The organism is Desulfosporosinus sp. (assembly GCF_014237355.1).
Lineage (GTDB): Bacteria > Bacillota > Desulfitobacteriia > Desulfitobacteriales > Desulfitobacteriaceae > Desulfosporosinus.
On sequence record NZ_JABZFS010000080.1, the window covers coordinates 115013 to 128605 of the forward strand.

Sequence of the window (13593 nt, forward strand, 5' to 3'; positions counted from 1 at the left end):
AATGGCAACTGGATAAGACTTTTAGCAGAATGATCAGTCATCGCTTTTGAACATCGTGCCAATTCCACCATCCGTAAATAGCTCTAATAAAATTGCATGACTGAGTCGACCATCAAGGATATGCACGCTGCCAACTCCCTTGTCTAACGCTGAAACTGCACACTCTACTTTAGGGAGCATTCCACCGCTTAAAACTCCTTGTTCCTTTAGCATCGCCACTTCCCCTCTGGAAATCGTAGAAATGAGAGATTCTGGATCCGTAACATTTTTCAGTATTCCACGTACATCCGTCAAGAGCAACAACTTATCTGCCTTCAACGCCTCAGCAATTTTTCCCGCAGCCGTATCCGCATTGACATTGAATGTCTCTCCTTCGTCTCCGCTGGCCACCGGTGAGATTACCGGAATATATCCCTGCCCCAACAAGGTGTTTAAGATGTCGGGGGTAACACTCTGGATTTCGCCTACCAGCCCTAAATCAACGTCTTCCATCTTTCCTAAACTATTGGGCATCTGCATAGGCTTCTTAACCGCTCTGAGTAGTTTGGCATCCTTTCCTGATAGTCCAACACTCTTACCTCCAAAGCGATTGAGCAGGGAAACCATTTCAGTGTTCAGCTTCCCCAACAAAACCATTTGTGCTATCTCCATGGTTTGAGCATCCGTAACTCTTAACCCTTGCACAAATTGACTTTCTATTCCGACCTTCTTCAGCATAGCATTAATCTCCGGTCCTCCACCGTGAACGAGGACCGGACGAATCCCTACAGAATGTAAAAGAAGGATATCTAACATCACCGATTCTTTGAGAACTGGATCAACCATGGCGTGACCGCCGTACTTAATTACCACAGTTTTTCCGGCAAATTTCTGGATATATGGAAGGGCTTCTACTAAAACCCGCGCTTTACCTAATCCCTGCTCCATGGGGGTCATCTAAACACCTCCAACTTAATTTTATACCTACGTACTTTTAAGAAAAGCCACGTCTACTCCTCGTTCCTTAAATTCAAAAACTTGTCATTCTGTTTCCTTTAGTCGCTTTCATTTTAAGTTCTATAACTCCCATTGATCGTTACGTATTCATGAGTTAGGTCACAGCCCCATGCCGTTGCTTGTTCTTCCCCGTTATGGAGGTTTAAGCGAATGTGAACCTCTTTGTGACCAAGAATTTCTTTGGCCCTGTCTTCCGAAAAGGCGACTCCTTTTCCCGCTTGGGCGACGATTAAATCCCCTAGAAGGACATCAACACTTTCCGGATTGAACTCCGCTCCAGAATATCCTGCCGCTGTCAAAATTCGGCCCCAGTTCGCATCCTCACCGAAAAGCGCAGCTTTCACTAAACTAGAGCCACAAATGCTCCGGGCAATTTTACGAGCATCTTCGATTGTTTTAGCTCCTAAGACTGACACTTCCATTAGCTTACTGGCTCCCTCTCCATCCCGCGCAATATCTTTAGCCAGCTCAATACACATGGACTTAACCATTTTTTCAAAGTTTACTCGGTCTTCCCCGACTGGGGCGATTCCCGAGGATCCATTTGCCAATAGGAGAACCATATCGTTGGTACTAGTGTCTCCATCAATCGTTACCATATTAAAGCTTTCTTCGACTGCCTCACGCAGGATACGTTGCAGATCCTCCGAAGACAGGAAAGCATCTGTGGTAATGAAGCCCAACATGGTACCCATATTAGGGTGAATCATCCCAGATCCTTTAGCAATCGCTCCCAGATGGATCACACCACCTTGAGAACAGGGAAGCTCATATGCATACTCCTTCACCATGGTATCTGTGGTCATAATTGCTAATGCTGCCCGATGTGCTCCTTCATCAGCCATTTCCTTATGTCCACGGATCCCTTTGACCACATCGTTAAGAAGAAGGGAACTCGCTGTACGAATCCCGTTTAAGACTCGATCAAGCGGCATTTCAACCCCAATTACACCTGTTGAAGCCACTAAAACATCCTCAGGCTCTAAACCCAAATACATCCCTACAACTTCCGCCATGGCAAAGGCTGCCTGATCACCGAATTCGCCAACACAAGCGTTGGCATTTCCGCTATTTACGACAATAGCTCGGGCCATACCATTCTTCAAGTGGCGCTGTGTTAAATAAAGCGGGTGGGCTTTGACCAAGTTCCGAGTGTATACTCCCGCAGCTTGCGCTTGCACATCTGAAAAAATTATTGCCACATCGTACTTGTCCTTATATTTAATGCCTGCCTGGACACCAGTTGCATAGAAACCCTTGGGAGCAGCTATACCTCCATCAGTTGGCTTCCAAGCCTTTTCTGTACTATCCACTAATTTACACGCTCCTTCACTTTATCCATTTAAGTCTTCATGAGAACAAATTGCTGATTTGCTAGTCGATCGCGCTATCTTACCCATTGTCTGAGTAGGTTTATGGCCAAAGAGCTGTTCCCTTAAGACCTTGGCTTTCAGGCCATCCCATAGCAAGATTCATATTCTGAACGGCCTGCCCTGCCGCACCTTTCAACAGATTATCAATGGTAGCAACAATAACTGCATTACCTGTTCTTTTATCCAAAGTCAATTGCAAAAAGGCATGGTTGCTTCCACTGGAAAACTTTGTTTGGGGCCAAGTCCCTGGTGGCAAACGATGAATGAATTCTTCGTTTTGATATTGATCTGACCAACAGTTGCGTAGGTCTTCCTCTTCAACCCCATCCGAAACTTTAGCATAAATTGTCACCAGCATCCCTCGTGTCATAGGCACTAAATGTGGTGTAAAGTTTATGGTTAATGGCTGCCCTGCCGCCCGAGATAGTTCTTGTTCTATTTCCGGAGTATGACGATGATTTGCCACACCATAGGCTTTGAAGTTTTCGTTTACCTCTCCGAAGTGCGTATTTAGCGAGACTCCTCGTCCTGCTCCCGACACACCCGATTTGGCATCAATTATTAAATAGCTTGTTTGAAGTAATTGTCTACGAAGCAAGGGGACCAGGGCTAGGAGAGTTGCCGTTGGATAACACCCAGGGTTTGCTATTAAGCACTTTCCTCGTATTTGTTCACGATAAAGCTCAGGTAACCCATATACTGCGTCTTTAAGCAGCTCGGCTGCTGGATGTTTTATCTTGTACCATTCCTCGTATATTTCAGCTGCATTCAACCGAAAATCGGCTCCCAGGTCAACAACCTTCATCTTACGCGCTAAGAAAGCACTTGTTCTTTCCGCCGTTAGGCCATGTGGAAGCGCACAAAAGAGGACATCTACATCCGGTATGTTTTCATCTTGCAAAATCCCCACATTTTGATCCAGCCAATGTGGATAAACCGTATCATAATTTTCCCCGGCTACGCTTGACGATGAGAGATATAACTCCTTCACCTCTTCATGGCGCTGTAATAGCCGTACTAATTCCTGTCCTGCGTATCCTGTAGCTCCAAGAATACCGACCTTCATATCTTAAACCCTTCTCTCTGATATCAATTTCACTTTTAATAATTATACATATACCTGCATAAACATTCAACCGTTAATTAAATACTTTTATACTTTCTGACAGTACAAAAAAAAGAAAGGGTTTCCCCCTTCTACCAATACGCTGCATGGTGCAGTATTTGATTATGACTTATATTTCCACCTAATACAACTAATTATTCTTTAATATAGATTAGATTCATCCTCTGAATTGACGAAACTCTCGCTTGATCTGTTGCAAGAGCCTTTTATCACTTAAAACATCCCACCCTGTTAAAGCGAGGGTTTGCATCGCTAGCAAAACTAAGTTTTCGGCATTAGCTGATAGTGAAACTTGAGCAAATTCTCGTGTATGCGGGATCTCTGTACCCGTTCCTAATGTTAGATAGGGATGAATTGCGGGAACAACTCGACTGACATTTCCCATGTCTACGGACCCCATAGCCGTTTGAGGAGGGGCTATTTGATCGATGCCCATTTCAGCCAGGTTTCTAGTAAAGCATTCTGCTAATGATAAATTTGTATGCATCTCATCATATGAAAATTCAAATTTACGCCAAGTCACCTTTGCAGAAACCATGGAAGCTGCGCCTTCAGCACAGCGTATCACTTGCTCTCTCAATTCATCTAAGTCTGAACGTTTTCGGGCGCGTAGATAAAACCGTGCTACAGCACGTTCCGGGATAACATTCGGTGCAGTCCCTCCTTCCGTTATAATTCCGTTAATCTTCATATCTCGATTAACCTGCTTTTTCAGTGCATTGATCCCAACAAAAAGGTTAATCACCGCATCTAGGGCATTAATCCCAAAATTGGAGGCTGCCACAGCATGGGCAGAACGTCCATGAAACGTAAATTCTATGGCATCTAAGGCTAGGCTTGAAATGACAGAGACATTTTGACTGCCAGGATGAAACATCATCGCTGCATCTACGTTCTTGAAGATCCCTTTCTCAACTAACGTTACTTTTCCTCCACTCGTTTCTTCTGCTGGAGTGCCAATCACTAAAATTTCACCTGCAAGATTCAGACTTTTGCTCAAAATGACTGCTGCGCCAGCACTTGCCGCCCCAATTAAATTGTGTCCGCAGCCATGCCCCATAACAGGCAAAGCATCATATTCTGCTAAGAAGGCGATTGTTGGCCCGGGATGATTACCTTTAAATCTTGCCAAAAAGGCAGTTTTCATTCCCGCTATCCCAAGATCCACACTAAATCCGTGCTTCTTTAAAAAATTGCTTAAACAATTAGAGGCAAAGTATTCCTTATATCCTAACTCAGGGCGCTCCCCAATCTGACGAGCAACTTCCCATACTTCTTTGCGAAGATGCCGTCCCTGATCCCTGAAAAATGCCTTAATCGCATCCATGGGTACCCCATCTCTCTTCTCATGATATTATCTGTAGTTTCTATTAAAGGTTCCCTCTTATTTTACCATAATCCTTTTTGATCGCAATTAATAATCCGAAAATATATTATATTTGAATAGTTTACTTAGATTTGAGAACACCCCTTTTAATAAATTCGTTCTCCAAAAGCTGATGAAATCAAACCTACCGCAAGTTTTGCTGTTTTATTATTGGTATCCAAGATGGGATTAACTTCTACGACATCCATACTTGAAAGTCGTCCAGAATCTGCCAATAGTTCCATTGCTAAATGCGCTTCTCGATATGTAACCCCTCCCGGAACTGGAGTCCCAACACCAGGTGCTTCTTCAGGATCAATCACGTCCAAATCAAAGCTAACATGAATCCCATCAGTCCCCTCGGAAGCAACTTTTATTCCTTGTCTAACTACTTCCATCATTCCCATTTGATCGATATCTCTCATCGTAAATACTGTGATTTTTGATTTGCGCAGCATTTCCTTCTCTTGAGGATCCATTTCACGAGCACCAATAATAACTGTATTTTCTTCTCGAATTTTTTTTATTCCTCCGCCGATCGACGTTAACTCTTGAGCACCAATCCCATTAGCTATGGCTAACGGCATACCATGAATGTTCCCGCTTTCCGTAGTATCAAGGGAATTATAATCTCCATGTGTGTCAAACCAGATTAATCCAAATGATTGTTTACTTAAAGCCAACCCCGCCAAGGTTCCAATACCTAAACTATGGTCTCCTCCAAGAATTAAAGGAATCACTCCATCCTTTATTGCCTCCGCTACTATGAGATGAAGTTGTTCATTGATCATGACAATTTCCTCTAAATACTTTAGCCGTTTGTTCTTGATCTCTCGGGTCTCAGGAACCGGAACTTCTAAATTTCCATAGTCTTCAACCTTCCAACCAATTTGCTTTAATCGCTTATTTAATCCTGCATAACGAATGGCACTTGGTCCCATATCCACTCCACGGCGATCAGCACCCAAATCAATGGGGACCCCAATAATCCTGATAACTTTTTTTTGCATAAGTTATACCTCCTAATTTACTACTCAAAGTAATTTGATACAAATTTTCTTTAAATCAAGAGTGCTCTTAATATTGTCCGATTTCTCCGTACATATTAATGTACCCCTAAAATCAAAAAAGCTTGCAATAATTTGCAAGCGTATATCAAAAAACACATCTACTATCCACAGTCATACGACGCTGCCCATACAATGGGCCGTCTCCCACTCTTCCGTTCCCAAGACCCTAGCCAGGGACGCAGTGTGACGAGCACGGGGTCTTTACGTAAGCAAACTTCCGTTAAACGACCGACCCCAGACACGGTGCAGCGCACACGATCCCCTCCCGCCATCCTGCATGAAGGCTAATCCGTGCGAAGACAGTGTCTGCAAGAAAAGTAATCCGTGCGAAAACAGTGTTTTCGTGGGCTACAGGGACACTTGGCCATCCATGGCCTGCGGACGACGGCACAGGACGTGCCTAGTGCAGGGTGCGCCATGGAGGGCATAGCACACTGCTGGCGCTTTTGGCACGATAGTCTCCAGTGGAGAGTATCGCCGAAGGCGCAGACCCACAGACGGATACTATCGCGCCGAAGGATGTACCCCACTCCCCATAGCCAGGAGCTTAAACGGTTAGTTTGCTCTGCGTCGTAAGCACCGAGGGCTTTGTCACACAAGCCCCCCCTACTTCAACAACCGATGAATCAATTCTTCCTCGGTAAGTCCAAACGATAAACTAAACGTCCCTGCTCTAAACTGTCTTTCTGCTCTCATTTGATGAACGATATTTAAGAAGACATCTTTATCTTTTATAAAGCCTTGGACGAACAATAACTCTGCAATCCGCTCTGCGCTGGTGCCTTTTGGGATAACAAAATCCTGATCAACTGGGCTAGGAATTTTTACCATAGGGGGGGTATTTTGTTTGGGAGTGGACTCGGAAGACTGAACAAGCGGAGGAGAATCCGGTTGTTTTGTATCCTCAGTCATAGGAAGTATTTCTTGCGAGTTAACAATGGATTGAACGTCTGAGATTTCTTCTTGAGGGGAGAAAATCAGAACCATCATTGCACTCAGAATGAGTCCTGAACCCAGTCCGAGCCAATAGGAACGTGTTACTTTCAAGGGGTGTTCCCTCCATCTGACCGCATGCTTAATACCATCCTAATGGCATCTTGGCTTAAGACTAAACGTTGTGCAATTTCCGGTATACATTGCCCATTTGCAGCAAGTTTTAATACTTCTTGGTACTTAGGAGAGAGCTGTGGAGACTTTTCGACCTTAGACTTTTTTTCTCTTTTGTCTTTAGTATTTAACAGATAAAGACTGCGTTTTTGTGGAGGTTGGTCAATTTCACAGGACTCTGACTTTTGGCAGTTGATCTCCTTTAACTCTAATAGTTTGCTGTCTAAATCGCGAACCTGGTCTTCAAGACGAATTGTCTCTCGTTTCAAATACGCAAGCCCTTTCAGGGCGGTCAGGGCTTCTTCATTTGATGGATTCTGCCAACGCCAACCCAAGATTAGAAACCCAACTCCAAGAATGAATAAAAAGATCGACAAAATGTCCACATACGCTTCCTCATTTCTTAGATATCTCAACCTATCTACATTCGAGAAAGCAAAATGTTTTCCCTGCATATACTTACATTATTCCACAAATTTTTTTAATTTACTTCGGTAATAATCTAATTATCGACTTGTTTAGTAAAATAGACACTTAACCCTTTGTAAATGGCAATTGCTAAGGTTTGTTGGTATTCAGGGGTCGTCAATAACTGTTCTTCTTGTTGATTTGAAAGGAAGCCGAGTTCGACAGTTACAGCAGCTTGGTTGGCTTTTTTCAGAACATATATGTCTTGATTGCCCTTTGCTACTCTATTACCCTTCGTCATATTATTAAGTTCTTGCTGAATCGATTGAGCCAATAACTTGCTTTCAGGGGAATCCGAATGATAAAAGGTTTGTGCTCCAGTAAGCCTGGAATCCGGAAAACTATTGGCATGTATGCTTAAATAGACTTCCGCCTGAGTATCCATTGCTAATTGAATCCGCTGCGCTAAATCCTCTCGTTTCCTTCGCAAAAGGCCCTGAGAAGTTCCCAAATCACGGTCATCTTCCCGAACCATAACTGTCTTTGCTCCGCTTTGCTGAATAAGGGCCTGTAAACGTTTAGATACACCCAAGGTAATGTCTTTCTCCAATACCTTGCTTACTCCAACTGCCCCTGGGTCTACCCCTCCATGACCAGCATCGATCAGCACCACACGATTTCCCAAAGTCCAACTCCAAATTTCTTTGTCCTGACCATTAAAACCTGCTGCTAGGGCTACCATTAATATAAGCGTAAGCACAATCCCTATAAGTACCTTGCGTCGTTTCATACTTACAACCCAAATCGGTTTCATACTATCCCTCCCCTAGTCTACTCCGTCTTACATTATGGGAGAGAACTTCAGAATATGCGTTTAGCTTGTCACAAAATTACCCATGACAGGGGCATGACACTAAAAAACCCCCAAACCGAAATGGTTTGAGGGTTCTTGATAATTAACGTTTTGAAAATTGTGGAGCTTTACGAGCTTTCTTCAAGCCGTATTTACGACGTTCCTTCATACGTGGGTCACGTGTCAAGAAACCAGCTCTTTTGAGACTTGGACGAAGACTGATATCTGCTTTTAGTAGTGCGCGAGCAATGCCTAAGCGAATCGCACCAGCTTGGCCGGTGGTGCCTCCCCCATGAGCGAGAGCAATAACGTCATATTTAGCAAGTGTATCAGTAATGGTAAATGGTTGTTGAACAATCATTTCCAAAGTCTTTTTACCAAAGTACTCAGCTAACTCACGTTTGTTAATGATAAACTTTCCTTCACCCGGAATAAGACGAACACGAGCAATTGCATTTTTGCGTCGTCCAGTTCCTGCATATTGTAATTTAGTTGCCATGTTTTACTTCCTCCTTCCTACTGAATTGTCCAAATTTCAGGTTGTTGAGCTTGATGTGGGTGTGAATCTCCCTTATACACTTTTAACTTTGTGTACATTTGGGCGCCCAACTTGTTATGAGGAAGCATTCCCTTCACAGCATGTTCCATAGCTCGTTCTGGCATAGTTTGCATTAACTTTTTGTAAGGAACTTCTTTTAACCCACCAGGAAATCCAGAGTGACGACGATACATCTTATTGTTTAGTTTATTTCCTGTTAATACTATTTTTTCTGCATTGATAATAATAACATGATCCCCTGTATCAACATTAGGGGTGAATGTCGGTTTATGTTTACCTCTCAGGAGACGTGCTGCTTCCGTAGCAATACGACCCAAGGAGACTCCCTCAGCGTCAATAATATACCATTTACGCTCCTGGTCTTGTGCTTTCGCAAAAAACGTGGACATGACTTTCCCTCCAATTTAGAAGTTTTGACTGTTTTTTCTCACTCGCATGGGGCTCAATCATGCTTGCGTATGCCAGGGGCATGGGGCTCAATCATAACCAAGGCATAAAAACTCATGTTTATATTGTATTTAAATTTTGTCTTAATGTCAAGTTCATATTTTTTCTAATTACTAAACAACCTTATAATAATAGTACTATATCAGGTCATTGAAAACCTCAAAGGGGCCTTCATCCGTATAATTGACATGGACAAGTGTTAATCCTTGCGCTTGCGCAATCATACGAGCTTGGGTTCGATCTTGGCTGGCAATGATCTCCGGTATTTGTTGAGGGAAAATTCGACCTTTTCCTACGTCCATAAGCGTGCCAACGATAATACGTACCATGTGGTACAAAAATCCATCTCCTACGCAGGATACTCTAACCAATCGGTTTTCCTCTTCTTTAACTTGACATCTGTAAATAGTACGTTCAAATCGTTTACTATCTCCACCAGCTGCTGCAAAGGTTTTAAAATTATGACAGCCTTCTAAATAGCAAGCCGCTTCCTGCATCTGAGCAACATTTAGCGGAACGGGGACATGTGAAGTATATAAACGCTTAAATATATCCGGAATGGGTTTATTGTCAATTAGATAATCATAGCGTTTCCACTTTGCTGACCATCGGGCGTTAAACTCATGGGGAACACATTTTGCTTCAAGGATTCGTATATCCCTTGGAAGCAGGCTGTTGAAGGCCTTAGGAATTTTCTCTTCGGGAATCCTGGCTGATGTCATGAAATTTACGATTTGCCCTGATGCATGAACACCAGCATCCGTCCGACCAGCCATTGCTAAGGTTACCTCTTCCTCAACTAATTTTGCCCAGACTGTTTCCAAGGTCCCTTGGACCGTGGGGCCAACGCTTTTAATTTGTCTTTGAAACCCGTGATAGTTTGTTCCATCATAGGCTAGTTTCAATCGAATGTTTCGCATAATACGTAAAGCCTCCGCTGCTTAGTAGGAGCCGCAAAGGCCAGGCATGCTTACCATTATAAGCAACCCGGCCTTTAAGTACCGCATTATACGAGTTCGATGATTACCATGGTGGCAGCATCTCCCCGACGTAAGCCGAGTCTCATTATTCGAGTATAGCCGCCTTGACGGTCAGCATATTTCGGCGCGATAGTATCAAACAATTTCTTAACAACATCTTCATCCATAAGATAAGCCATTGTTGCACGACGAGCAGCCAAATCTCCTTGCTTGCCAAGTGATATCATCTTTTCAGCAATAGCATTTAGTTCCTTGGCACGTGCTTCTGTCGTTTCAATACGCTCATGTCTTAACAGGGAAGTGACAATGTTACGCAACATTGCCCCGCGATGCCCAGAATTTTTTCCTAACTTGCGGTAAGCCAATTACATTCCCCTCCTTTTGCACCGAATTAGTCTTCAGCAGGTCGGAACGATAAACCTAAGTCTTTCAGTTTAAATTCCACTTCTTCCAAAGACTTGCGACCAAGGTTACGTACTTTAATCATGTCTTCTTCCGTCTTTTGGGTTAACTCTTCAACTGAGTTAATCCCTGCCCGCTTCAGGCAGTTATAAGAACGAACAGACAGATCTAATTCCTCAATCGTCATTTCGAGGATTTTATCTTTGGCTTCCTCTTCTTTTTCCACTAAAATCTCAACATTATTGAGCTTATCAGTGAGTCCCATGAAAAGGCGCAGATGATCACTTAGGATCTTGGCTGCCGAACTGGTAGCCTCTTCCGGTGAAATACTGCCATTAGACCATGCTTCAAGAGTTAACTTGTCATAGTCCGTGATTTGACCAACCCGGGTATCCTCTACCGTGTAGTTGACCTTGTAAATCGGGGCAAAAATGGAGTCAATAGGGATAACTCCGATGACATGATCTGGCTTTTTATTTTTATCAGCCGAAACGTAGCCACGACCACGTTCCACCGTCATTTCCATAAAAAGTCTGCCATCTTTATCTAATGTAGCAATCTTCAAGTCATTGTTCAAAATCTCAATATCTGGGTCGGTTATAATGTCCCCAGCCGTGACAACCCCTTCACCTTGTGCCTCAATGCGAATCACCCTAGGTTCATCTGTATAGCCTTTCAAGGCGAGGGATTTTAAATTGAGAATAATGTCCGTAACGTCTTCCAAAACACCCGGAATCGTTGAGAACTCGTGTAGTACTCCTTCGATTTTGACTGATGTTACCGCTGATCCCTCGAGTGAGGAAAGGAGAATTCGCCTTAGTGAATTACCTAAAGTGATTCCATATCCTCGCTCAAGAGGTTCAACAATGAATTTTGCATAGGAGTTATCTTCAGAACGCTCGATACACTCGATTCTGGGCTTCTCGATTTCTAACATCGGAATGCACCTTCTTTCTCGAGAACTTGATATACAAACCATCCGACCCAAATGGGTTGAACGTCAACATTAACGGGAGTATTTCTCCACGATGAGGTGTTCTTGGATAGGCAGTTGAATATCTTCGCGAGTAGGTAGTGCAACTACAGTTCCAGCAGCAGTATTAGCATCCAAGCTCAACCAACCGGGAACTGTACGAGAACCCAGGTTTTCGAGGAGTTGTTTCATACGTGGTGAGCTCTTACTGCCTTCTTTAACAGCGATAACTTCACCAACACGAACGGAGTAGGAAGCGATATCGACTTTTTTGCCGTTAACCGTAAAATGTCCGTGATTTACGAGTTGACGAGCTTCTGGGCGCGATGACGCAAAACCCAAGTGGAAGACTACATTATCTAGTCTACGCTCTAAAAGTGAAAGCAAGTTTTCACCAGTTACACCTTTGCGACGAGCCGCCTCATCAAAATAACTACGGAATTGTTTTTCCATTACACCGTATAAGCGACGAGCTTTTTGTTTTTCTCGTAACTGAAGACCGAAGTCCGTAGGCTTCTTAGCTCGGGCTTGACCGTGTTGTCCAGGAGCGTAAGCACGACGGTCAATCGCACATTTCCCGGTATAACAACGCTCTCCTTTAAGGAATAACTTCATTCCTTCACGTCGGCATAAGCGACAGACTGGTCCAGTATATCTAGCCAATGATTACACACCTCCTATACCCTTCTACGTTTCGGTGGCCGACAGCCATTGTGTGGAATCGGTGTCACGTCTTTAATTAAATTAACTTCTAAACCTGCAGCTTGCAGGGCTCGAATAGCAGCTTCTCGTCCAGCTCCAGGTCCTTTTACATAACACTCAACATCTTTTAAGCCATGTTCCATTGCGACTTTAGCACAGGTTTCTGCAGCCATTTGCGCTGCAAAAGGCGTGCTTTTACGTGATCCCTTAAAACCTAGGGAACCTGCACTAGACCAGGAGAGTGCGTTCCCGCTGGTATCCGTAATGGTCACCATGGTATTGTTGAAAGTGGATTTAATATGGGCAATTCCACTCTCAATATTTTTGCGTTCCCGGCGTTTTGTCCGGACAACTTTACGTGCCATCTCGGTTATCCCCCCTTATTACTTTTTACGTTTTGCTCCAACAGTCTTAGCCGGGCCCTTACGGGTTCGGGCATTGGTTTTCGTGCGCTGACCTCGGACTGGAAGTCCACGACGATGTCGCAGGCCACGATAGGAACCAATTTCCATAAGACGCTTGATATTGAGGGAAACTTCGCGACGCAAGTCGCCTTCAATCTTAATCTCTTTATCAATATATTCCCGAAGCTTGCCGACTTCGTCTTCTGACAAGTCACGCACTCGGACGTCCGGGCTTACACCCGTTTTAGCGAGAATTTTATGTGAAGTCGGTAGCCCAATCCCAAAAATATAGGTTAAGGCTATCTCTAAACGTTTCTCGCGCGGTAAGTCAACACCAGCGATACGTGCCATCTAAAATTTACACCTCCAACTATTTCAGTTCTGGAAAACAATATAAAATCGGTGCATTGGAGGATTACTCCAATCAGCCGCGCAACCGAAACTTTTTTAGCCTTGTCTTTGCTTGTGTTTCGGATTTTCACAAATGATCATGACTTTACCATGGCGACGAATAATTTTACATTTTTCACAGATCTTTTTAACAGAAGGCTTTACTTTCACTGTAATCCCTCCCTTTGGTCATTACTTAAATCTGTATGTGATTCTTCCTCTAGACAGATCATAAGGGGAAAGCTCCACAGTGACCCGATCTCCCGGCAGAATCCTAATAAAATTCATACGGATTTTTCCTGAGACATGCGCTAAAACCTTGTGTCCATTCGCTAATTCTACTTGGAACATTGCGTTCGGCAATGGCTCCAAGACTTTACCTTCTACCTCAATAACGTCTTCTTTTGACATGCTTACTACCCCTCCTCTGGCATTCC

General features: G+C 43.7%; 19 protein-coding genes. All 19 read right to left on the reverse strand.

Annotated features, from left to right (window positions below; all coding sequences use genetic code 11):
- Positions 1-33: 33 nt before the first annotated feature.
- The 19 genes from argB to infA all read right to left on the reverse strand — a co-directional run bounded on the left by argB (position 34) and on the right by infA (position 13567).
- The gene (argB, locus tag HGJ98_RS19850; RefSeq protein ID WP_291353444.1) at positions 34-936 is read right to left on the reverse strand and encodes an acetylglutamate kinase; all 903 of its coding nucleotides are present in this window, start codon (positions 934-936) and stop codon (positions 34-36) included.
- Between the two features lie 113 nt (positions 937-1049).
- Positions 1050-2309 carry a bifunctional glutamate N-acetyltransferase/amino-acid acetyltransferase ArgJ gene (gene argJ, locus HGJ98_RS19855; protein ID WP_291353445.1) on the reverse strand — a complete coding sequence of 420 codons (1260 nt, stop codon included), beginning with the start codon at positions 2307-2309 and terminating at the stop codon, positions 1050-1052.
- Positions 2310-2409: 100 nt separating this feature from the next.
- The gene (gene argC / locus HGJ98_RS19860; protein ID WP_291353446.1) at positions 2410-3435 is read right to left on the reverse strand and encodes an N-acetyl-gamma-glutamyl-phosphate reductase; all 1026 of its coding nucleotides are present in this window, start codon (positions 3433-3435) and stop codon (positions 2410-2412) included.
- Between the two features lie 217 nt (positions 3436-3652).
- Positions 3653-4822 (reverse strand): M20 family metallopeptidase, encoded by a 1170-nt coding sequence (locus tag HGJ98_RS19865; protein ID WP_291353447.1) that lies wholly within the window; start codon positions 4820-4822, stop codon positions 3653-3655.
- 146 nt (positions 4823-4968) lie between these two features.
- Positions 4969-5871, reverse strand: coding sequence for an arginase (gene rocF, locus HGJ98_RS19870; RefSeq protein WP_291353448.1), 903 nt, complete (start codon positions 5869-5871; stop codon positions 4969-4971).
- Positions 5872-6032: 161 nt separating this feature from the next.
- The gene (locus tag HGJ98_RS19875; protein WP_291353449.1) at positions 6033-6185 is read right to left on the reverse strand and encodes a hypothetical protein; all 153 of its coding nucleotides are present in this window, start codon (positions 6183-6185) and stop codon (positions 6033-6035) included.
- 352 nt (positions 6186-6537) lie between these two features.
- Entirely contained in the window at positions 6538-6978 is a 441-nt protein-coding gene (locus HGJ98_RS19880) for an ABC transporter substrate-binding protein (protein ID WP_291353450.1), read from the reverse strand.
- Entirely contained in the window at positions 6975-7424 is a 450-nt protein-coding gene (locus tag HGJ98_RS19885) for a DNA-binding response regulator (RefSeq protein WP_291353451.1), read from the reverse strand. The genes HGJ98_RS19880 and HGJ98_RS19885 overlap by 4 nt, the downstream gene beginning before the upstream one ends.
- Positions 7425-7540: 116 nt before the next feature.
- The gene (locus tag HGJ98_RS19890) at positions 7541-8260 is read right to left on the reverse strand and encodes an N-acetylmuramoyl-L-alanine amidase (protein ID WP_291353452.1); all 720 of its coding nucleotides are present in this window, start codon (positions 8258-8260) and stop codon (positions 7541-7543) included.
- Between the two features lie 142 nt (positions 8261-8402).
- A complete protein-coding gene (gene rpsI, locus HGJ98_RS19895) occupies positions 8403-8798 on the reverse strand; it encodes a 30S ribosomal protein S9 (RefSeq protein ID WP_291353453.1) in 396 nt (131 codons plus the stop codon).
- Positions 8799-8815: 17 nt separating this feature from the next.
- Positions 8816-9247 carry a 50S ribosomal protein L13 gene (gene rplM, locus HGJ98_RS19900; protein ID WP_291353454.1) on the reverse strand — a complete coding sequence of 144 codons (432 nt, stop codon included), beginning with the start codon at positions 9245-9247 and terminating at the stop codon, positions 8816-8818.
- A gap of 195 nt (positions 9248-9442) precedes the next feature.
- Positions 9443-10225 (reverse strand): tRNA pseudouridine(38-40) synthase TruA, encoded by a 783-nt coding sequence (gene truA, locus HGJ98_RS19905; protein WP_291353455.1) that lies wholly within the window; start codon positions 10223-10225, stop codon positions 9443-9445.
- Between the two features lie 86 nt (positions 10226-10311).
- Positions 10312-10650, reverse strand: a complete 339-nt coding sequence (rplQ, locus tag HGJ98_RS19910) for a 50S ribosomal protein L17 (protein ID WP_291353456.1) — start codon at positions 10648-10650, stop codon at positions 10312-10314.
- 26 nt (positions 10651-10676) lie between these two features.
- Complete coding sequence (locus HGJ98_RS19915) at positions 10677-11624, reverse strand: DNA-directed RNA polymerase subunit alpha (RefSeq protein ID WP_291353457.1); 948 nt, start codon at positions 11622-11624, stop codon at positions 10677-10679.
- A gap of 69 nt (positions 11625-11693) precedes the next feature.
- A complete protein-coding gene (gene rpsD / locus HGJ98_RS19920; protein WP_291353458.1) occupies positions 11694-12323 on the reverse strand; it encodes a 30S ribosomal protein S4 in 630 nt (209 codons plus the stop codon).
- A 14-nt stretch (positions 12324-12337) separates the two neighbouring features.
- Positions 12338-12727: a 30S ribosomal protein S11 gene (gene rpsK, locus HGJ98_RS19925; protein ID WP_007778485.1), complete on the reverse strand. Its 390-nt coding sequence runs from the start codon at positions 12725-12727 to the stop codon at positions 12338-12340.
- Between the two features lie 18 nt (positions 12728-12745).
- Positions 12746-13117, reverse strand: coding sequence for a 30S ribosomal protein S13 (gene rpsM / locus HGJ98_RS19930; protein ID WP_291353459.1), 372 nt, complete (start codon positions 13115-13117; stop codon positions 12746-12748).
- A 96-nt stretch (positions 13118-13213) separates the two neighbouring features.
- On the reverse strand, positions 13214-13327 hold the full coding sequence (gene rpmJ / locus HGJ98_RS19935; RefSeq protein ID WP_007778480.1) for a 50S ribosomal protein L36: 114 nt from the start codon (positions 13325-13327) through the stop codon (positions 13214-13216).
- Between the two features lie 21 nt (positions 13328-13348).
- Entirely contained in the window at positions 13349-13567 is a 219-nt protein-coding gene (gene infA, locus HGJ98_RS19940) for a translation initiation factor IF-1 (protein WP_007778476.1), read from the reverse strand.
- Between the last annotated feature and the right edge of the window lie 26 nt (positions 13568-13593).